The sequence below is a fragment of the Pseudomonas sp. stari2 genome, assembly GCF_040760005.1.
Taxonomy (GTDB): domain Bacteria; phylum Pseudomonadota; class Gammaproteobacteria; order Pseudomonadales; family Pseudomonadaceae; genus Aquipseudomonas.
Genome location: NZ_CP099760.1, coordinates 2,841,831 through 2,862,656, shown reverse-complemented (window position 1 = coordinate 2,862,656; position 20,826 = coordinate 2,841,831). Strand labels below are relative to the sequence as shown.

Here is a 20,826-nt window from a genome sequence, read left to right as displayed (position 1 = left end):
GACGGTTGCGGTAAAAAGGCGGGCGACGACGCGATGGAATTTTGATATGTTCGGGCTCGCATCGCGTCGATCAAAACACGTAAATAAAGGATTAATGAGTTGAACCCTTCATCTGCCATCTTCGATTTTTCAGGTTCGACCGCCATCACTGACGAAGGCATTAGAAATCATTTTAAAAGAGACCTAGAACCCTGGCAGCCAATCGCCGAACTCATTTGGAATGGCTTCGACGCAGGAGCTAAGTCCGTGCGCGTTATAACTCGTGAAGCCGATATGGGGGGAACCATATCTGTCACAGTGATAGATGATGGCGAAGGAATCGATTTTACCAAGCCAATGGATAATTTCAGACGTTTCAATGACTCTCTAAAGAAACGGTCCCATTCCACGCACGGTTCTAAAGGCAGAGGAAGGCTCGCGTTTCACAAAATTTGTGCCAACGCAGTTTGGCATACTAAATATCATGGCCGGAATGCAATAATTGGCATACAAAGTTCATCTTTAAGCACAATTAGTGGACATGAAATCTCTGAGGCAGAGCAAAATGCCCTTCTATCTGAGAAGTCGCAGGGAACATGCGTAGAACTTACGAATTTCACGAGCAATATTCCAGGGCATGAGGAATTAGTTCACCAGTTGCAGTTGGAGCTTGGATGGCATTTGGCGTTCAATCCCGAAAAAAGCTTAGTGCTTAATGGAACCACAATATGCCCACCGGCACATAAACTAACTCAAAACACGTTGCATGCAGAAGGGGTCGATTTTTCCGTTGAGTTGATACAGTGGGAGGAAAAGCTCAACTCCGAAAAATCCTACACATATCTCAGAGGTAGCGAAGGTATACCATTGCATCATATGCCGAGCAGTTTGAACCAAAAGCCTGGATACTATACAAGCCTCTTAGTTTCGTCTCCTTGGTTTGATGCGTTGTCTGGCAACGAGTTTGAATTGCGCTTGACTTTCAGCGAGTTATCAGCATCAAAAGTTTGGAAAGAATTTTCCAAGTTGCTTTCGGCCTTTACTCAGAACCATTACCAAGAGTTTCTTGCTCGATTAGCAGACGAGCAGATAGAGGGATTCATTGAAGAAGGTGATTTCCCTGATTACCGAGGGATGGATACAGCGTATTCAAGTTGGAGATTGGGAAATACCAAACGAATAGTAAAAGCTATTATACTGGCTGATCCAAAGCTATTCAAAAATAGTAACAAAAAGCAAAGAAAAATAATCATCAGATTGCTAGATAAAATCTCTGTCTCTAGTGAGAACAACTCCTTACTTGAAATCTTGGATAGCGTTTTAAATCTTGACAATACTGCTTTAGAAAATTTTGCAGCACAAATTAGGCGTACAAAACTCCAAAATATTATTCAGACTATCGAGTCTCTTCAGAAGCGTGAGCACGCAATCGCTAGAATTGCTGAAATAATGCGAAACCATTACAAAGAAACGCTTGAAACACCGGATCTTCAGGGTGTCATCGAGAGCAATACTTGGTTGTTTGGTAATCAGTATGAAAGTATTGGTGCTGAAGAGGATACGTTTACAAAAATCGCCAAAAACTTAAGAGACTCAGTAAAAGACATCAACCTCATTGAAGTGGATGATCTTGAGGATGTTGCCACTATAGATGGTGCCAACAGGCAAGTTGACTTGTTTCTAGTAAGAAGACAAAAGCAGTACGACTCTAGTAATCAGCCATACTTCAGATGCGTAATTATCGAAATAAAACGTCCAAGCATTTCCTTAAGCACAAAGCATCTACGACAAATCGACGATTATGCGACTATTTTGTCTCGCCACCCAGAATTCAATGGCATTAAGACGAAATATGAAATAGTCCTTGTAGGGCGAAAAATATCAGATTCGAACTTTGATGTTCATGAACGACTTAACAATCTCGCCGACCGGAACGATCCGGGTCTAATAGGCGCTGGCACATCAACCAACCCAATAAAAAAATATGTGAAAACTTGGCAAACAATTATTGAAGAATTCAGAATCTCCCACGACTTTATGCTGAGCACCCTGAAAACACAACGAGATAGTCTAGAAATTGAGGACACCAAGGACGAGCTGTTAGAGGCTCTAACAGAAAGCGCCGAACATCACTGACTATAGTAAAAAAATGGCTGACTTATTTCCCAACAAATAAATCAGCCTCTTTCTTTCCTTAAGTCAATGGTTTGGCGTACACACTACGAGGCAAGCTCAAACGCCGCAGCCTCAATTGCTCGAACGTGACCTATTGAATAGGTCGGAACGCCATTAGCTGCTAGGCGAGCGGAATAGGCAGAGCAAAACTCAATATAGAATTCAGGAAACCTAGTTTCCCTTCGAATACTATGTACTTCGTCAACATAGTCCATGTACTGCGACACGCTGGTAATGTCAGAGTCTGTTTTTTTACGAAACACTTCAATATTGCTGTCCCAGATTGGAAATACGTCAGGGTTTGCAAAATGCAAAAGTTTTGAGGCACCAACAACCGAGTGCAAGCAATCTGAGATCCTCTCAACTGGAATAGACTTATAGTTCACGTCGCTAACCCACAATGCTGCGCCAAGGGTATCCACCGCAGCAGAGGTATATAACGGATCTATTCGCGCAATTCTTGGCATCCAGCCATATACTAGCGTGGTAAGCTGGTGAAACTTCACATCATTCGTGACTCCCCTCGCTGCACCAATCGATATCATTCCTGGATATGTGGCTAAGTATGTGTGTTCCCGCAGATCCGTTACCGCAAGACTTGCGATAACAGATCCAATTGCCGGTTGAATATCTAAAAGCTTCATATCCCTCTCCTTTAGCACCTGCCTTCCAGTTAACAAACCTGACGCAGCGAATTTTGCCGAGCTAAGCGTTTGGTTCTGCCAACAAATCTAAAATGTTTATCACCCATATTTATTAATGCAAAAATTGCGCAAAAAAAGGGACAGATTATTTCCGAAAAATAAATCCGTCACCATTTTTAGTTATCTCTTTGGTTCGCTCGCGTCACCCCGAGCAGCGATAGACACCGAGTCGACGCGAGCTCATCGCTCCATCAGAAGTCCGCGTTTACCGTGAACCTCAAGGTTCCCATGAACGCTGCAATCTGCTCAGGTGTCGCGCTGGGTGGACAGGCTTCAACAAACTCACTGAATGTCCTAACAATCGCATAGTTGAAGTCCTCCCATTCGCCAAACGCGTAGGAGAATCGCACCAGATCACACATGATAAACGTCTCTTTGGCCTTATGATTGTTTTTAGGACGATGGGTAATTCTTCCTGAAACAACGATTATTTCAAAGTGCTCAGAGTACTGGTCGTGATGTGGATGAACGATCGTATAAGCCTCAGAATTGACCGGTAGAGGGGCATTACGGCTGAGCCCTCGACAGAGGACATTTTTATCCAGTTTGGCGATATTGCATTCTTTGCACACCATCGCGAGGTTTAGAGGTTCATAGAGAAAACGTGGGTACACCGCTTTAGGGATGATGTGTTCCACATCCCATGTCAGTCCATGATTTTCTTTTTTCTCCATACGGCAATAAGCACAGCGATATCTTTGTTCTACTAAATAATGCCCGCGTATTATTTTTCGCAACTCGACAATGGGGCCTTCGGTTTGATTCCACTCTGCATGCGACACACCATCATAACGGTTCACATAGTTCAGATTATTCCCGGAAAAAACGACTGGTCGCATGTTTACCTCAGCATCTGGACTTGATCAATGAGGTGTCGTACCGGGTCTCGTGAGGAGAGTGTTTCCTTGATGTCCGATAACATCGCAATGTATTGTTCGTCTTCGTAGCTTAGTTTGGCGCGGCTGGTGATTTTCGAAAGTAGCATCAGCGAAATTCGAATCAAATATTCGTTGTTGAATCCTGGAGTGTTAAACACTTGAGCTAGTTGGAAGTCGGCGGAGCGATTCGCATACTCGTACGATCTGTAGATATTTCTGTCCTCTATGCTCAGGACATAACCATTGTCACTGGTGAGACCCGCAACAATTTGAGGGGAGTGTGTAGCTATGACAAAGTGGCAGCCTCTATATTCTTCAAACGCTTTTTGCAGATGACCAATAATATCAGTTTGCCATTTGGGATGAAGGCTAATTTCTGGTTCATCAATGCAAATCAGCGCATTGTCTTGTATAGATCCTGCGATACCCAGAATCATTACTAACATGCATTGTTGTCCGGAGCTCGCTTGAGAAAGTCGCAGTCGTGTTTTCGTAGACTTGAGATTCAAGGTGAGATCTGTAGCCCGGACGGCGCCATGCTCCAGTGCGTAAGCTAATTCCCGCAAATCAAAAGCATGGTGCGTTCGGCTACCATACTTTAAATCAATTTCATAATTGATGCTCTTGCGCTTATTTATGTAATCCAGCATTGGATACAGGCGATCTATTATTAATTGATCTTGACCAGCTTTTTTATTTGCTGAGTGATTTATTCCGCCCCACTCAATTATTGACTGCTCTTCTGCTGTTTGCTTTCGCCAATATTGTTTGAACTTTGGATCAAGAGAAATATTGAAATCCAAGATCGGTTCAAAATCTAAGTATTCAAAGATATTAGCCAGACTGGAAAACTTCCAGTGATGGGCTTCGAGTCCACCGATGATGGATGTTAGGCTTCGCGTTAATGATGAAAGGTTACCATGTTCGGAAGGGGCAATATAATGATAGCGCTCAAAAAGCGACATAGTTTCCCGCGGCCTGGGAAAGCGATCATGGCGGCCTGTGGAAACGGCTATTACGATACTTGGCGACTCATCTGAGTAAGGTGCTAGGATTATTTCCTCTGATGGCGGCAAGCTGTTGTAGTAACTCCACGAGGTTGAATCGTTGTTCTTTGAATAACGCTCTCTATCTAGTGCCTGTTCATTATCAAAAATGTAATGGCTAGCTATTTTTCTAAGAAGGCGACTTTTTCCTGTCGCATTTTGTCCAACGATCAGGCTAAACACGTTCTTTTCAAAGTGATCTGCCTTAAGAGTTAAAGGGACCCACGAATGATCGGTCGCGACTGCTTCGATAATGAATGCCATTCCTTGCTCGCTGTTGTGTAAAATTTGGTCGTTAGTGAAGTTACCACGAATGCAGGGACAACAAGGACAGAATGGAGACAGATCTATTCTCATCTTAATGAAATATCGGATCCACGGCCCATCCTCAACTAACTTTCCTCAGCCTCTGCTTGAAACACCTCAATAAGCTTCTGGTTGTAATCATCAAGGTAATTCTGCAACCCCTCACGATCAACCAATCGCACTCCAGCAGTACCGGCCAACTCTTTCGCGGACTTTGTGTAGTAGGAATTGGTAACCACCATCGCCTCGTCGCACGCATAGAACGCTTTGGCGGAGATTGCTTGCTGCACTGCGGCATTTCCAACAGAGCCTGTGTAGTTTTTGGCTTGGATTACCATGTTTTTGCCGAACCGACTGACAAAAAGATCGGCGCCCTGATCGGCAGTCTTTTTTGTTTCCTTCACGTCAAACCCGATAGTTTGGAAAATCTCGACCAGGAATGCCTCAAACTGAAAGCCGTCCATAGCATCCACGAGATACATTGTGATGAATCGATTCGGATTGAAGTGTTCGAGCTGACTTCCAAGGCGTTCCACCAGAATATGGAAGTAGATGCTTTCGCACCAACCAAGCCCCTTACGGAATTCGGCTAGTGGTAGTAATGGAACACCGGCCGTCGTTCCTGCCTGAGGGGTAAATTGAATGCTTGGGTACGAAACGTCGTTTTCCCAGAGATAGTAGTAAAACAGAGCGAGGTCGGATCGAAAGGTTGTCCCTGCCTCCTCGATCCAGGAGCGGAGAGTCTCTGTCAGATCCGTTTTGATATGTCGGCTGAGTTCTCTGGAGAAGCCGAGATAGACAGAGTTGAACGCAGTGGTCAGAAGCAATTTGTCCAAAAGCGAAGGTTGCCCCTCAAGCTCATCAAACCCTTTGCGAATCAGAACCTCTCGAAACAGCTCGCGTTCGGTGTACACCCCATCGAACCTGGGGCCGGGCACGCCAACATCAGAGCTACCAGAAGCAGTTTCACGAGTGGTATGTATGAAGTTCGTAAAGTACGGCTGCTTGAGTTGCGCATACTTTCTCAAAACGTTGTTGAGCAGATCGTTCAACTGCGCCTGTTCTTTCTTTTTCCCCAGAAAATCCTTGATGAGTCCTTTGGATTGGTACTGAAAATCGGGATAGAACGAAGGATCAAGGGGAGTCAGATACTGAGCGCGCAATTCAGCCGAGGGAGAGACCTGTGAGCTGTTGCACCATGGGCACGCGGTTTCAAATGTCGTCTTATTGCATCCGTTGCACTGGTAAATCATCGATGTCCGTTCCTAGATTGATCTTTTTCCGGTGCCCTCCGAGCGCCGCTGCAATCATTAGCTCGCACTGGCTCGGGGGATGACACTACGCAGAAGAAATACCGCAACAGGCGAACCGACGATAGCCCAGTGCCACCTTCCCGTCTATATGACTATTGGACGAGTCCGCGTAACGGAGCAGAAATGGTGACGACTCCAACACTCACCCCTCACCAACCCGCCCAGCAACCCACTCCCAACTATACCCAACCACCCTCCCCGCCAACCCCAGCGGAAAATGAATCACCCCATGCGCCGTCTCCGGCAACAGATGCACTTCCACCTCCGCCGCCCTACCCCAACACTCAGCCAACTCCAGCGTGTCATCCCTGAGCGGATCCAGCTCCGCCGCGAACATCAACGCCGGCGGCAACCCGGTGAAGTCACCGTACAACGGAGACAACGGTGGCTGCCGGCGTTCTTCGTCGCTCAATCCCGGCGTGAGCATTTGCAGCGCTTCAACCATCCCCGGCCCATCCAGCAGCAAGGTATCGGGCCCGGCGTTGCGTACGCTGGGGGTTCCGGTCAGGTCGTAGACGCCGTAGTACAGCAGCGCTCCGCTCACCCGCTCGAGCAAGTCCGGCCACTGTTTGAGTTGCAGCAGGGTTGCGGCGGCGAGGTGGCCGCCGGCGGATTCGCCCACGACGATGACAGGCAGGTTGGCAAACTCGTGGCAGTCATCGCTCAGCAGCCAGCGGGCCGCCGTGAGGCAGTCTTGCATGACGCCTTCGATCGGGGTCGAGACCACAAGCCGATAATCGACCGAGACCACGGCTACGTCGCAGGCTTTCACCATGCCGATGTTGAGGTGATCGTTCATCTGCGCATTGCCGATGACCCAGCCGCCGCCATGAAAATCCAGCACCACGCCTTTGGCTTTTGTCTTGGGTCGGATGATCCGCACCGGCACTGAAGCGCCGTCAGCGCTCACCACTTTGCGTTCGGCCTCGAGCCCGTGCTTGCGCAACGTTCTCGTGCCACCCAGTTGGCTGAGGCGCAGCAGCATCTGAATCACTCGCGGCGTGATGCGATTGCGGATGCGAAAGCGCGGCAACCAGGCGAGCTTCTTGTTGAAGGCGCGTAATTGCGCCAGCTCGTTTTCGTCGGCGGGCCAGTCCATTGATGTCTTCATTGCGTCCTTTTTATTCGCGGTTGTTGCGCAGGATGGAGAAATTCAACGCCGCCGCGACGCACAGCCATGCCAGGTAAGGGAACAGGATCAATCCGGTAATCACGTCCAGGCGCAAGGCCAACACCACCATCGCGGCGACCACCAGCCACAGCAGCGTGATGATCAGCATGCCGGCGAAGAGGCGATGGGCGCCGAAGAATACCGGCGTCCACAAGGTGTTCAATGCAATTTGCGCTGCCCACAGGGCGAGGACCGTTTCGCTGCCGGGCGTCAGGGTCAGACGATAACCGACCCACGCGAGCAACAGGTAGATCGTTGTCCAGGCAACGGGAAACACCCAGTTGGGCGGTGTGAAGCGTGGTTTGACCAGCGATTGGTACCATGGGCCCGGTTGGAAAATCATCCCGGTGCTCGCTGCCGCACCGCAGGCCAACAGGAAAATTAGAAAGGTCATCGTCTGTCCTTGGCTGATATCAGCGCGTTGGGTCTGTTCCAGCTTGGATGCCCGGAGCCATGCAAAAAGTTCATCGGCCGTTATCTCGCCTCGCTGATAGGAATAGGCAATGCTCAAAGACAAACCGACATAGGTGGGCGTTTCTTCGATGGATACCATGAGCTGAAACCCCATTCACCGGAGCCCGTCATGACCACCACCAAGACCCTTTTCATTACCGGCGTCAGCAGCGGCTTCGGCCATGCGCTGGCCAGGGAAGCACTCGCGGCCGGCCACCGTGTCATTGGCACCGTGCGCAAGGAAGCCGACTTGCACGCCTTTCAAGCGCTCTCCGTGGATAACGCTTACGGGGTGATGCTGGATGTCACGGACTTCGACCGGATCGACGGCGTCATTGCCGAAGTTGAAGCGACTCATGGCCCGGTCGATGTGTTGATCAACAACGCCGGTTACGGTCACGAAGGCATCTTCGAAGAGTCGCCGCTGGAAGAGATGCGCCGCCAGTTCGACGTGAACGTGTTCGGCGCGGTCGCCGTGATCAAGGCGCTCCTGCCCTTCTTTCGCAAGCGCCGTGCGGGCCACATCATCAATATCACCTCGATGGGCGGCACGATCACGATGCCGGGCATCGCGTACTACTGCGGCAGCAAGTTTGCGCTCGAAGGCATCTCCGATACGCTGAGCAAGGAACTGGCGCCCTTCAATATCTTCGTGACTGCCGTCGCGCCGGGTTCATTTCGAACCGACTGGGCCGGTCGCTCGATGCAGCGCACACCGCGCAGCATTGCCGACTATGACGCCAGTTTCGATCCGGTGCGCAAGGCCCGCGAAGAAAAGAGCGGCAAGCAGCTCGGCGACCCGCAAAAAGCGGCTCAAGCGATGTTGCAGATCATCGCCAGCCCGTCACCGCCGGCGCACCTGCTCCTGGGCAGTGACGCGTTGCGCCTGGTGCGTGAAAAGCTCGAACACGCCGCCAGCGAGATCGATCAGTGGGAAGCGTTGACTCGCTCCACCGACCATTGAGCGGCCAATAGAGAGAACGCAATGAAGCAGGCCGACGCAGGCACCTCGCGCATGGTGCAGCTCATGGAAACCCTCGCACCAGTTGAGGGCTATAACCTCAGTGCGCTTGAAGGCGTGCGCTTCCTGCGTTCGAACCGGCCGCTGACCCGCACACCGGTGCTGTACGACCCGGGCATCGTGATTCTTTGCCAGGGCCAGAAACGCGGTTATCTGGGCGATGACGTCTACGTTTACGACGCCCAGCATTATCTGGTGGTGTCCGTGCCGATCCCCTTCACCATGGAAACCGATGCCACCGAGGCCGAGCCGATGCTCGCGATCTACATGCACCTCGACTTCCAGTTGGCCAGCGAGCTGATGCAGCAAGTGGATGACCTTCACGGCGCAAACGATGCGCAACCCAAGGGCATGTACGCCTCACCGATGGACGACAAGCTCCGCACTTCGACGTTGCGTTTTCTTGAAGCAATGAGCATTCCGGGGGACGCGCAGATACTGGGGCCATCGCTGCTGCGAGAAATCTACTACCGCATTCTCACAGGCGAACAAGGCGGATCGATGCGTGCCGCGCTCAATCGACAGGGGCATTTCGGCAAGGTGACCCGGGCGATCCGCAAGATCCACAGTTGTTATCAGGAGCGCCTGGACGTCGAGCAACTCGCCCATGAAGCCAGCATGAGCGTGCCGAATTTTCACCTGCACTTTCGCGGCGTGACGGACACCTCACCCATGCAATATCTGAAGTCGACACGCTTGCATCAGGCGCGGCTGTTGATGCTGCGCAACGCCATGACCGCTTCGGCAGCGGCGTTCAACGTGGGTTATGAAAGCGCCTCGCAATTCAGTCGCGAGTTCAAACGCTTCTTTGGCAGAACGCCGCAGGCGGAGATCGAGTGGATGAAGGCGACTTACGCCTTGCCTGCGCAGACTACACCCTCGGAGTATGTTTCGTCGCACTAACTGGCGGGCAGGATTTCCACACTCGCCAACAACTGAAGAAAATGCACTTTCAGTACATCGTCTGCCAGCCTTGCGCTGGCGTATTCCCGCAAGCGCTCCAGCTCCCCGCTCGCGACTGCAAAACCCTGCTGACCTTTCAGTTGCTGCGCGTAGTCAGCCAGCACGGCGGCCGTTTCGTTGCACAGTTCAAGGGATGTCAGCCAGGCCTCGCCTTGCGACTGACCGTGAGCCAGTTCCACCTGAAGCGCATCGATTGTCATGGCGATGGTTCTGAGTCGCACCAGCAATTCCTGCATACGAAAAACCAGCACTTCCTGATGACTCTCGGCGACCTGCCAACCGGGCTCAAGTGCAACTCGGGCCACCATCGCCTGGCAATCGGCCAACTCACTCCACACCCGCAAATCACGGGGTGCCTCATCGGGTGTTCGCCTCGTTTTCAGCGAATCCGCGAGCCGGCCAACCAGCGTCGCCAATCGCTGGCGCAGCGTTTCACCCTCCGCCTCGGGCCATAGAAAGGCGTGAATCAACAGGGAGATCCCGACACCCAGCAGCACACCGATGATGCGATCACGAATCTCCGTCAGGTTGGTGCTGGGTTCGAACTGCTCCAGTAACGCCAGCGCAAAGGTGAATACGATCTGCACACCGGCGTAGCTGATTCGCTCGGAGCCAGCGGCGATCCAGGAGCCGAGCGCGATCACCGGCAATGACATGAACAACAGGCCGACGATCCCGTCGATGTGCGGAACCACCAGAATCACCATCGCCAATGCCAAAGCGCTGCCCACCAACGCACCACCGACACGCAACGTCGCGCGCATCCCGGTGGCGCCAAGGCTGGGTTGAGCGACGATCAGGCAGGTCAGCATGATGGTGTGGATGCCTTGCCAGTCCGTGCCCATGTAGAACAGATAGCAAAGCGATGCGGCCAGCAGCGTCTTGACGGCAAACTGTGTGTACACCGGGTTTTCGAAGGCATCCGGCACCCACATCGGCGGCCCCTTCGCCTTGGTTTCCGGGGCGCTGTCAGCCGCCTGCACATTGAGAAAAGACAACAACTCCAGGCGCATTTCCTCGTACACGCCGGGCAGACCGGACGTATCGATCTGATCAAGGGCAGACAATCCTTCAGGCGCTTGACCCGTTCCCAGAGAAGCCTCCAGATCAAGCACTGCCTGATGCAACAACTCGGTGGCCCGTGCATTCGCTGTGGGCGGCGGCAGGTGAGCCGCCAGCGTCAGCAGTCGGGAAATACTGCTGATGCGCGCCAGATGTGCGGCCTGCTGACTGCGATAATCGGCGTCGCGCATGCAGGCGAATCGCAACAGTTGTTGCGACGCCAATACGCTGCGCTGAATCGCGGCGGCACCCAACGCCGCCCCGCTCTGCTCGCCACTCAGACACCGGGCAACCGTGAGCAACTGGGAGCGCAGATGATTCTGCAATTGCCTGACAGGCTCCGCCGGCAACAGCAATGTGTTGACCAACAACGTCAGGCCGATGGCGTAACTGACCGCCACCCACACCCAGAGCACTAGACGCAAAACGGCCTCGGCCTGATCGGTCAGGTCGACGAAGGTCTGGGCATAGATCACCACAATGCCGACCACGAAAAACACCACGCCAATCCGCGTGACCCGTATCAGATACGCACTGCAGAAAAACAGCACGCTCGCCCCCAGAATTCTCAGCAGCGGGTATCCATAGGTGAACTTCAGAAGCAGGATGGTCAGGCCGATCGCCAGCGTCGCACCGACCAGGAACAGCACCCCGACCATGCGGGTCAGCACCACGTTGGTCTGCGTCACGTAGAAGACCACGATCAGCGATAACGCCAGCAACGGAACCTGCAGGGTCATCGAAATGATGATCACCAGCGCACTGCCCAGCAGCGTGCGCAACAGAAGGTTCATACGACCGGGATAGGGCTGAAGCTCATCGACCAGAAACCGGTACAGGCGCTCCAGACCGCTCCGGTTCCAGTCTTCCGCCGAGCGACTCATTGGCCGGTCTTGGCCGATTCGTCAGGGCGCAGCACCGCGACGGCCGAGGCGCCGATGCGGAACAGTTCCGGGTCGGGATCCTGCACCGAGATCTTCACCGGAAACCGTTGCGAAACCCGGACCCAGTTGATGGTGCGCTGGACACGCGGCAGGCCTTCGACCACGGTTCCGCCGTCATCCGGCAGCACACCGAAACTGAGCGAATCCACCCGGCCCTGAAAGCGCTTGCCGGTGTCGCCCAACAGATAAAGCGTGGCGGACGTGCCGGCCTTGATGCCTTTCAGATCGGTCTCGCGAAAGTTCGCCACCACGTACCAGTGGCGTGTATCGATCAGTGTGAAGATCGGTTTGTAGGCCGAGGCGAACTGGCCGACGGTGGTGCGCAAGGAGGCGATTCGCCCGTCGAAAGGTGCGCGCACTTCGGTGAATTCCAGGCTCAGTTCGGCCAGGGAAATCTGCGCCTCGACTTCGGCCCGCTGCGCCACCAGCGCATCCACGCCACTGACGGCGGCTCCGGCTCGTTGCGCCTGCAATCGGGTGGCGTTGAGTTCGGCAGCCGTCGAACGCTGGGCCGTCCGCGCCTGGTCCACCGCCTCTACGGACACGTAGCCCTTGGCGAGCAATTTCTCCAAACGTTGAAGGGTGTCGTTGGACTGCGTGGCCTGCGCCCTCGCCCGTTCGACCGATGCCACCGCCGATGCGGCCTCGTATTGCTGGGCGTTCACGCTGCGTTGGGTCAGACCGATCTGCTGATTGAGGGTCACCAGCCGCGCCCGGGCCTGATCCAGTGCGTCCTGATAGGGACGCGCGTCGATGCGGATCAACAGATCGCCCTGCTTGACCAACTGATTATCGCGCACCGGCATTTCGACGATCCGGCCGTTCACTTCCGGAACGACATCGATGGTGTCGGCATACACGTAGGCATCATCGGTACTGGGCCGGGTTTCGGTTTGCCAGAGCACGTAGCCCAGCAGCAGGAACGCCGCCAGCACGATCAGCAGCGCCGGCACACGGCTTGAATGCGGTTTTGCGTCGGGTTTATTCATGGCGGGCATTCATCCGTGGAAGACGACGAGCCACAACAGCATCGCCAGGAGTCCGGTCAGTGCCGGGTAACTCAGTGCCAGAGGAGAAATGCGTTCGCGCAGCGAATATCTGCCCAGTATCACGTGGATCACCGTGGTCGCCACAACGCCGCCGACAATGCAGAACAGCCAGTCGGGAAAAGCCGCACCGAACAGTACAAGCGAGGGGGACGTGGAGCATCCACTGAGCAGGAGAACGACAGGTATCAGTGCCAGCCTGACGGAATCGAATGAAGGCATGTCTACCTTCGCAAGTGACGACTGACGCAAACCGGAACCTCTGGGCAAGGAATTGACCTGCGCACCTTACCGATCCGGCCACGGCCCCGATATTGGAAAAAAACATAACTTCGTTGTGACAGTAAACAACCGCAAAACCGGGCTAAAAGCGTTGTTGAACTGGCCTGGTGAACGTAAGAGTATAGAGCGCGCACAGACACTCGCCCGCGAGTGAAATCGACACTTTCAGGCGCCAAAAGGTGAACGCAATGACGCCCATTCCCACCCTCAGCGCTCGACTTGCAACGATCACCCGAGAGTTTGCGAACACCCCTTCCCTGCTCACCGCAAAGATCAACCACCAGCTCAACGGGATGGCAGGCTACAAAGACCTCACACCCGAAGCCCGCAAGGATCTGGAAAACTCCCTGAGCTACACCGCGCGCCTGTGGTGCGAAACGCTGCTGACCGGCGAGGGCTTGTCGCAGGACACTCGCCGAACGCTGAAGGAGATCGGTTGCCGGCGCGTCCATCAGGGTGTGCCCCTGCAATCGCTGATGCGCGGGTTCAGTCTTGGCGTTCGCGAGATCTGGAGCGGCTACCTGGAACTCGCCAGAGACGACGATGCATTAAGCAAGGAACTGTTGTTGCAGATTTCCGGCTACATGTTCGACTTCTTCGACGACATTGCCGAAGAAGTGGTCCAGGCGTATCTGGAAGAACAGATTCAGAAAGTTCGCTGGAGGGAGCATCTGCATCAGCGGCTTTATCACTTCCTGTTGCATTCACCGCACGATACCGAAGGATTCGAAGACACCCTGTTGGCACTCGGCCTGGACGCCAGCACGCCCCGCGTGGCGCTCGCGCTGGAACTGCCCTTGCGCCCTGTCCAGCCGTTGCAGCGCGAAGACGAATTCGACCGTATGACCCTGCAGGTTGCCCGGCACCTGAAGATTCCCGTCAAGGAACTGATCCGCGTCTGGTACCGCGACAGACTGGTGATCTGGCTGCCGGGCATCAAAGGCGAAACCCTCACGCAATGCGACCAGCGCATGAGCGAAAGCGCCGCGTCACTGCCGGCGTTGCTGCCGTCGTTGCGTGGTATCGGCATCGGTCTGCTGAATCAGGGGATCGCCGGCTGGGTCGGCACGGCGGAAGAAGCGATCAAGGCCATCGACCTGTTCCCATTCAACGGGGCCGAAGTACGTGTCAGACGCTATTCAAGCGTGCTGATCGAAGACAGCGTGCGCAGCCACGACAACACTCTCAGATACCTGATGTCGCTCATCGAGCAGCTCAGCCATGAACCCGACCTGCTGCTGACACTGGAAGCGTTTTTCTCAAGCGGCCGTCACCGCGCCCAGACCGCCAAGACCCTCGGCATCCACCCGAACACCCTCAATTACCGGACAGGGCGCATCGAGAACCTGCTGGGCGCGGATCTGAATGACATCAACTGGGTGAGCCGGCTGGACACGGCTCTGAAACTTCGCCGGCATTCGATCAGCAAGGGACAAGAGCGCTGAAAGTTCAGGCGTCCAACAGTCGCCTGGTGGTCGTCATCGCCGTGTCCAGCGACTGCCCGGTCCGTTGCAACTTGTTCAACAAACTCGCCCCCAGCCACAGCTGATAGAGGGTTTCCGCCAGTTGCCGGGCATCGCCGTCGGGCAGGCATTGATCGGCCTGGCCCTGCTCGATGCAAGTGGTGATGCGCGCCACCACGCGCTCGGCGCCATCGCGCAAGGTCAGGCGCATGGCTTCGGACAGATCGGCCACCTCGGCACTGAGCTTCACCACCAGACACTCGTCACCATGCCCCTCCAGCGTGCAGCGGTCCTGCCAGCCTTGCCAGTAGTCCATCAGCCGCTCGCGGGCATTCAGGTCGGGCAGCGTCAGGCGCCGCTCCATGTCGGCCAGGTAACAGACGAAGTAATCCTCAAGCAGCGCCTGGCCGTACAGCTCCTTGGATTTGAAGTAGTGATAGAACGAGCCCTTGGGCACACCGGCGGTTTGCAGGATCTCGTTCAGGCCGACACTGGTGAAGCCCTTTTCGGCCATCATCCGGTGGCCGGTGTCGAGCAGGTGTTGGCGGGTGTCGTCGTAGGTCGGTTTCATCGGGGCGCAGATTACCAGGCAATAGACCAGTCGTTTAACTCGAAGGAACGGGAGTTTGCCACACCAGTCCATGAAAAACATGCGGATAAAAAATTACTAGACGACTGGTCTAATTGAAATCTATGCTGCGCCCCGACAAACCCTTTCCCCGGTGTCGATCGTGTGCGAATCCCTCGCACAGCCACGACACCCGACCCACCCAAGGTGCTCTATGAAAATCTTGATGGTTCTGACTTCCCACGATCAGCTCGGCAACACCGGCAAGAAAACCGGCTTCTGGCTCGAAGAGTTCGCCGCCCCCTACTACGCCTTCAAGGACGCCGGCGCCGATATCACCCTGGTCTCGCCCGCTGGCGGCCAGCCACCGCTGGATCCGAAAAGCGACGAACCCGACGCCCAGACCGCTGAAACCGACCGCTTCCGCAAGGATTCGGCGGCGCAACAAGCGCTGGCGAATACCGGGCGCCTGGCCGATGTCAGCGCCGAGGATTTCGATGCCGTGTTTTATCCAGGTGGCCACGGCCCGCTCTGGGATCTGGCCGAAGACAAGCATTCGATTGCCCTGATCGAAGCCTTCGCCCGCAGTAACAAACCTCATGGTTTCGTCTGCCACGCCCCGGGGGTGCTGCGGCATGTGCTCGGCGCTGACGGCAAAGCCTTGGTCAAGGATCGTGACGTCACCGGCTTCACCAACTCTGAAGAAGCGGCTGTCGGTCTGACGGATGTGGTGCCGTTCCTGGTCGAAAACGAGTTCCAGCGCCTCGGCGCCCGTTATTCCAAAGTCGCCGACTGGCAGGTGCACGTGGTGACTGACGGGAAACTGGTCACCGGCCAGAACCCAGCCAGCTCCGCCGCTGTCGCCGAGAAACTGTTGAAGCTGCTCGGCTGACATTTTCAGCCGTCATCCACCCGGACGCCGTGCGCGTGTTGCACGGCGTCTTTTTTTTTGGCCCGACCACTAGTCGACTGGTCTAATAAATTCCAATCAAGGCACATCCATGAATCACAGCAGTTTCTTCAAACCCGGCACTTTGGGTCTGCACACCCTGAAAAACCGCATCGTGCTGCCGCCCCTCACCCGCCAGCGCAGCACCCAGCCTGGCAACGTTGCCAATGAATTGATGGCCGATTATTACCAGCAACGCGCCGGCGCCGGTTTACTGGTAACGGAAGGCACGCAGGTCGAGCCGCGCGGCCAAGGTTATGCGTGGACACCCGGCATTCATACCCCCGAGCAAGTCGCCGGATGGCGCAAAGTCACCGAGGCTGTCCACGCCCGGGACGGCGTGATCTTCGCCCAGCTCTGGCATGTGGGGCGCGTGTCCCATACGGCTTTGCAACCCGACGGTGCCGCACCGGTTTCGGCCTCTGCGGTAGCCACCGACCGGGTCAGCGTGTTCATCGAAACCGCGCCTGGTGCCGGCGCCCTGGTGCCACCGTCCGCCCCTCGCGCACTGACCACCGATGAAGTGCAGGAACTGGTTCAGCTGTACATCCAGGCCGCGCGCAATGCCATGGAGGCAGGTTTCGACGGGATCGAACTGCACTGCGCCAACGGTTATCTGGTGAACCAGTTCATCTCGGCCCACAGCAATCTGCGCACCGACCAGTACGGCGGCTCGCTGCACAATCGCCTGCGCTTTTTACGTGAAGTGGTGGCTGGTGTTGCCGAGTGCATCGGTCGTGAAAAAGTCGGTGTGCGTTTCGCCCCGCTGTTCACCACCACCGACGAGGCGCGTACCTACCTGGGCATGGTCGAGGAAGATCCGCACACCACTTACATCGAAGCGATCAAGGTGCTGCAGGACGTGGGCATCGCCTACCTGTCCATCGCCGAAGCCGACTGGGACGATGCCCCGGCGATGCCTCTAACGTTCCGTCAGGCAGTGCGCGACACCTTCAGCGGCGCGATCATTTACGCCGGACGCTACACCGCAGCATCCGGTGCGCAGTTGCTCGATTCGGGGCTGGCGGATTTCGTGGCCTTCGGTCGTCCGTTCATGGCCAACCCGGACCTGCCGGCGCGCATCGCCAATGACTGGCCGCTGAATTCACTGAATCCGGCCACGGTCTACGGTGGCAATGCCGAAGGGTATGTGGACTACCCCGAGTACGCGTGATGACTGCCGCTTATCGGTAAGGCGCAACACCCGCCCGTTCAGCACCGCTCACACTGGCAGTGGTGAACGGGAACTGTCGCCGGGAGCTACCCTTGCCATCCGGTTCCGCCCTGTGGTCTTCGCCTGATACAGCGCCTGATCTGCCGTCTCGATCAGCGCTTGCACCACGGCCAGTTGTGGACCCGCCGCCGCGGTGACGCCGATACTGACCGTCACCCGACCGAACGGGCTCGCCGGGTGAGCAATGTGCTCTTGCGTCAGTCGCTCCAGAATCAGTTGTGCCACGACCGACGCCCCCTCGCCATCGGTGTCGGGCATGATGATCGCCACCTCTTCCCCGCCATAGCGTGCCACCAGATCCGACGGTCGCCGCACACAGGCTTCAAGCACTTTTCCCACCCGTTGAAGGCAGGCGTCGCCGGCAACATGCCCTTGGGAATCGTTGAACAGCTTGAAGTAGTCGATATCGATCATCAGCAAGGCCAGCGATGTCCTGTCACGTTGAGCACGGCGCGCTTCCATGGCCAGTGTTTCATCGAAACAGCGACGATTGGCGAGGCCCGTCAGCGCGTCCTTCATCGCCAACAATTCCAGCTGCCGGTTTGATCCCAGCAACTGCTGTTGAGTGAGCCGCAACTCCCCTTCCACCTGGGTCCGTCGACGTATATCACGAATGAGAAACCAGCCGATCACGCCAGTGAGCCCCAGCAACGATGCGACCACCACGATCGACAGCAGCGCCTCCAGCCGCCACGCCGCCAGTGCTTCGCGCTTGCCGAGCGCGACCGTGGTGATCAGCGGCAGCTTTTCACTCTTGCGAAACGCGTAGAGCCGCTCCACCCCGTCGAGGCTGGACGTGAAGGACGCGGTGCCCACCGACTGATCCACCAGGTACTTCGCATAAATGGGCGACTTGGAGAAATTGCGCCCCATGTCCTGTTCGCGAAAGGGATAACGCACCAGCAGCGTACCGTCGGTGTAGGACAGACCGATGGCGCCTTCCTGCCCCACGTCGAGCTTGCCGAACAGTCGCAGGAAGTTTTCGACCCCCAGGGTGACCGCCACCACACCGGCGAACTCTCCGCGCGCGTCATTGAAGCGGCGACTGACGGTAATCACCCACTCCTGATTCGAGCGGCTACGGATGGGCGGGCCGATGAAGGGCTCGCGGGAAGGATCGTCACGGTGATGGATGAAATAGTCCCGGTCACTGCTGTTGACCCCGGCCGGAATCGGTCGGTTGGAGGACATCAGCCAGTGGCCGCGATTATCGTAGACGGTGATGCCACTGAGCTGCGGCATCAGCGGTTGCTGACGGTTGACCAGCGCATTCAGCCGTTCGATCTGCGCGGGGCCGCTGCCCTCGGTTTCCAGACGCTCGACGAGCCCGAGCAAGAGCAGCGAGCTTTGCCGAACGATGCCTTCGGAATAGGTCGCGAGCGCCTGGGTCAGGTTCAACCCGTGGACGTTCACCTCGTCCAGCGCCCGCTCCCGGGAGCTCAGCACCTTCCAGATGGTCAGCGACGCCAGGGAGCAACCGATGATAAACAGCAACAGCATCACGAGGTGGGTATCACGCTTCACATCAGTACCTTTTGGAAAGTCCGTTTTCCGTCACGGCCGTTGTCGGACCGGGGCCACAACAGCGACCGTATGTCCCGGGCTGCGCAGGATACAAGCAGTCCATCGAAGACGCAGCAACGGCGTGTCGGGCCCCCGATGAACTGTTCGATGATCGGACGGCTCGATGAAAAAACCGGACCCCATAAGACTTTTTTGCCGCTAGACGATTTTCAGCGCCTTGAGAATGATCAGCGACTGCCCGGCAAACGCCTCGGCCTGTTCGGTCAGCTCGGCAATATTTTCCTCGGCAGTCGTCAGCGCTTTGCCGTCCTTGAGCAGTCCTTCACCTTGGCCGCCAATGATGCCCCACGCCAGCAATGCCCACTCGGCTGGGCGGGTCTTGCCTTGTTTGATCGATATCAGGAACAACTGCTGGAATCGGCTGACTGTCACGCCACCACCCGTCACCGGACTGGCCAAGACCTGGATTTTGTGATCGAACAGCGAGCGTCTGCACAGTTGTAGATTGAGCGTATTGCAGCGTGTCTGCGCCAGCTTCTCGGCCGCTTCACTCTGGCATGGCGCCACGGCCCCCATAGCGATCAACACATTGATGGCCTGCTCCACATCGCCAAAACTCAGCGAAGGCGAAGCCTCCAGCAAGTGGCGCAGGGTTTTCGGCACGTAGCCGTCGTCCGCCAACGCATCGAGCACCGGGCCGTAAATCTCTGCCTGCAACGTGGCTGAGCCTGCGGGCCCCGTGACGCTGCCCGCGACACTGTCTGCCAGTTGCATCAGGACAAAACGGGTACTGAGCATGCGTTCGCGGTGCTCGCTGGCGGACAGCCGGTTGGCCCCGCGCACGTAGAGGTCACGGCGGAAGTTCTGGTTGACGAAGTAATCACGCGCCTGCTCGCGCATGACCGGATGCTCGATGCCTTCCAGAAAGTCCATGCCTTCGGCGCTCAGGTTGAGCGGGTCCACCGTGTCCAGCGGAACGGCGGTGGTGGCGTAGTCGAGCTTGGCCGGGGCCAGGGCATCGACCACGTCGGTGAAATACATGCAATTCCAGTCGCGGTTGAAGTATTCATGGGCGACGTATTGGCGATTCTGGCCTTTGATGCTCTGGAGCTTGGCGTCCAGGTGAGGCGCCGAATTGGCATAGTTCGGATTGGCCGCCAACAATGCTTCGGAGAACTGCAGCGCAGCATCGATACGCTGATCCGGGCGAGCAGACGTTTGTGTGGCGAAGCGGTCATGCAGGCTGAACAACTGGCGCAACGGTGCCAGCGGCGACCAGCCCGGGAAGCAGTTGTAGCTGATGTATACATGACCGCCCGGTTTGAGATGACGACGGGCAAACTCGACGATCAACTTGTGGTTGTCACGACTGACCCAGGTCCAGATGCCGTGCAGGCTGATGCTGTCGAACTGCGGCAGGTCATGGCGGGCCAGCAGTTGCTCGAAGCTGTCGTCATACAGCCGCGCATCGCTGCCCCAGTCGTTCGCCAGCCCGATGGCATGGGCGGCCTGGCCCGGATGGAAATCCGTACCGACGTAGGTGCCCGGATTACCCGCCGCATGGATATTGATCGAAACGCCCTGGCCAAAACCCAGCTCGCAGTGATAGCCGTCGGTGCTCTCCAGCGTGGCGAAACCACGCAACAACAAACAATAGCGCTGGAAAACCGGATTGATCTCCCGGCTATACCCGTAGGTGTAGCCTTCGTCGGTGAAATAACCTTCGTTCCAGGCTTTGCTCATGC

General features: G+C 55.8%; 18 protein-coding genes. 6 read left to right on the top strand and 12 right to left on the bottom strand.

Features of this window, described 5'->3' with window-relative positions; genetic code table 11:
• Nucleotides 1-99 precede the first annotated feature (99 nt).
• Entirely contained in the window at nucleotides 100-2,115 is a 2,016-nt protein-coding gene (locus NH234_RS12965; RefSeq protein WP_367256842.1) for an ATP-binding protein, read from the top strand.
• 83 nt (nucleotides 2,116-2,198) lie between these two features.
• On the opposite strand, the gene NH234_RS12960 is transcribed toward NH234_RS12965, so the two are convergent.
• From NH234_RS12960 to NH234_RS12935, 6 genes are all read right to left on the bottom strand, one after another.
• Nucleotides 2,199-2,798, bottom strand: a complete 600-nt coding sequence (locus tag NH234_RS12960) for a hypothetical protein (protein WP_367256841.1) — start codon at nucleotides 2,796-2,798, stop codon at nucleotides 2,199-2,201.
• 251 nt (nucleotides 2,799-3,049) lie between these two features.
• Complete coding sequence (locus NH234_RS12955) at nucleotides 3,050-3,697, bottom strand: HNH endonuclease (RefSeq protein WP_367256840.1); 648 nt, start codon at nucleotides 3,695-3,697, stop codon at nucleotides 3,050-3,052.
• A 2-nt stretch (nucleotides 3,698-3,699) separates the two neighbouring features.
• Entirely contained in the window at nucleotides 3,700-5,046 is a 1,347-nt protein-coding gene (locus tag NH234_RS12950; RefSeq protein ID WP_367256838.1) for an AAA family ATPase, read from the bottom strand.
• A gap of 128 nt (nucleotides 5,047-5,174) precedes the next feature.
• The gene (locus NH234_RS12945) at nucleotides 5,175-6,341 is read right to left on the bottom strand and encodes a restriction endonuclease (RefSeq protein WP_367256836.1); all 1,167 of its coding nucleotides are present in this window, start codon (nucleotides 6,339-6,341) and stop codon (nucleotides 5,175-5,177) included.
• 202 nt (nucleotides 6,342-6,543) lie between these two features.
• Complete coding sequence (locus NH234_RS12940; protein WP_367256834.1) at nucleotides 6,544-7,512, bottom strand: alpha/beta hydrolase; 969 nt, start codon at nucleotides 7,510-7,512, stop codon at nucleotides 6,544-6,546.
• 10 nt (nucleotides 7,513-7,522) lie between these two features.
• Nucleotides 7,523-7,966, bottom strand: coding sequence for a TspO/MBR family protein (locus NH234_RS12935; RefSeq protein ID WP_119426627.1), 444 nt, complete (start codon nucleotides 7,964-7,966; stop codon nucleotides 7,523-7,525).
• Between the two features lie 189 nt (nucleotides 7,967-8,155).
• On the opposite strand from NH234_RS12935, the gene NH234_RS12930 reads away from it, so the two are divergent.
• Together NH234_RS12930 and NH234_RS12925 are read left to right on the top strand one after the other, a co-directional pair.
• Nucleotides 8,156-8,989 carry an oxidoreductase gene (locus NH234_RS12930; protein WP_367256832.1) on the top strand — a complete coding sequence of 278 codons (834 nt, stop codon included), beginning with the start codon at nucleotides 8,156-8,158 and terminating at the stop codon, nucleotides 8,987-8,989.
• Nucleotides 8,990-9,010: 21 nt separating this feature from the next.
• A complete protein-coding gene (locus NH234_RS12925) occupies nucleotides 9,011-9,949 on the top strand; it encodes an AraC family transcriptional regulator N-terminal domain-containing protein (RefSeq protein ID WP_367256830.1) in 939 nt (312 codons plus the stop codon).
• Here the strand turns inward: NH234_RS12925 and NH234_RS12920 are convergent.
• Genes NH234_RS12920 through NH234_RS12910 form a run of 3 tightly spaced genes read right to left on the bottom strand, consistent with a single transcriptional unit; the run spans nucleotide 9,946 to nucleotide 13,283 of the window.
• Complete coding sequence (locus NH234_RS12920) at nucleotides 9,946-11,955, bottom strand: FUSC family protein (RefSeq protein ID WP_367256828.1); 2,010 nt, start codon at nucleotides 11,953-11,955, stop codon at nucleotides 9,946-9,948. The genes NH234_RS12925 and NH234_RS12920 overlap by 4 nt on opposite strands.
• The gene (gene mdtN / locus NH234_RS12915) at nucleotides 11,952-13,004 is read right to left on the bottom strand and encodes a multidrug transporter subunit MdtN (protein WP_367256826.1); all 1,053 of its coding nucleotides are present in this window, start codon (nucleotides 13,002-13,004) and stop codon (nucleotides 11,952-11,954) included. Before mdtN ends, NH234_RS12920 begins: the two co-directional genes overlap by 4 nt.
• 9 nt (nucleotides 13,005-13,013) lie before the next feature.
• The gene (locus NH234_RS12910; protein ID WP_367256824.1) at nucleotides 13,014-13,283 is read right to left on the bottom strand and encodes a YtcA family lipoprotein; all 270 of its coding nucleotides are present in this window, start codon (nucleotides 13,281-13,283) and stop codon (nucleotides 13,014-13,016) included.
• Between the two features lie 248 nt (nucleotides 13,284-13,531).
• Here NH234_RS12910 and NH234_RS12905 point away from each other — a divergent pair, with 248 nt between their 5' ends.
• Nucleotides 13,532-14,788 (top strand): PucR family transcriptional regulator, encoded by a 1,257-nt coding sequence (locus tag NH234_RS12905; protein WP_367256823.1) that lies wholly within the window; start codon nucleotides 13,532-13,534, stop codon nucleotides 14,786-14,788.
• A 4-nt stretch (nucleotides 14,789-14,792) separates the two neighbouring features.
• On the opposite strand, the gene NH234_RS12900 is transcribed toward NH234_RS12905, so the two are convergent.
• Nucleotides 14,793-15,377: a TetR/AcrR family transcriptional regulator gene (locus NH234_RS12900; RefSeq protein WP_085733036.1), complete on the bottom strand. Its 585-nt coding sequence runs from the start codon at nucleotides 15,375-15,377 to the stop codon at nucleotides 14,793-14,795.
• A 211-nt stretch (nucleotides 15,378-15,588) separates the two neighbouring features.
• Between NH234_RS12900 and NH234_RS12895 the strand changes: the two genes are divergently transcribed.
• Both NH234_RS12895 and NH234_RS12890 read left to right on the top strand, forming a co-directional pair.
• On the top strand, nucleotides 15,589-16,266 hold the full coding sequence (locus NH234_RS12895; protein ID WP_367256821.1) for a type 1 glutamine amidotransferase domain-containing protein: 678 nt from the start codon (nucleotides 15,589-15,591) through the stop codon (nucleotides 16,264-16,266).
• A gap of 109 nt (nucleotides 16,267-16,375) precedes the next feature.
• Complete coding sequence (locus NH234_RS12890; protein ID WP_367256819.1) at nucleotides 16,376-17,497, top strand: alkene reductase; 1,122 nt, start codon at nucleotides 16,376-16,378, stop codon at nucleotides 17,495-17,497.
• A gap of 48 nt (nucleotides 17,498-17,545) precedes the next feature.
• Here the strand turns inward: NH234_RS12890 and NH234_RS12885 are convergent, their stop codons facing one another.
• Both NH234_RS12885 and NH234_RS12880 read right to left on the bottom strand, forming a co-directional pair.
• Complete coding sequence (locus NH234_RS12885) at nucleotides 17,546-19,081, bottom strand: diguanylate cyclase (protein WP_367256817.1); 1,536 nt, start codon at nucleotides 19,079-19,081, stop codon at nucleotides 17,546-17,548.
• A gap of 198 nt (nucleotides 19,082-19,279) precedes the next feature.
• Nucleotides 19,280-20,824: a methyltransferase regulatory domain-containing protein gene (locus tag NH234_RS12880; RefSeq protein WP_367256815.1), complete on the bottom strand. Its 1,545-nt coding sequence runs from the start codon at nucleotides 20,822-20,824 to the stop codon at nucleotides 19,280-19,282.
• Nucleotides 20,825-20,826 lie beyond the last annotated feature (2 nt).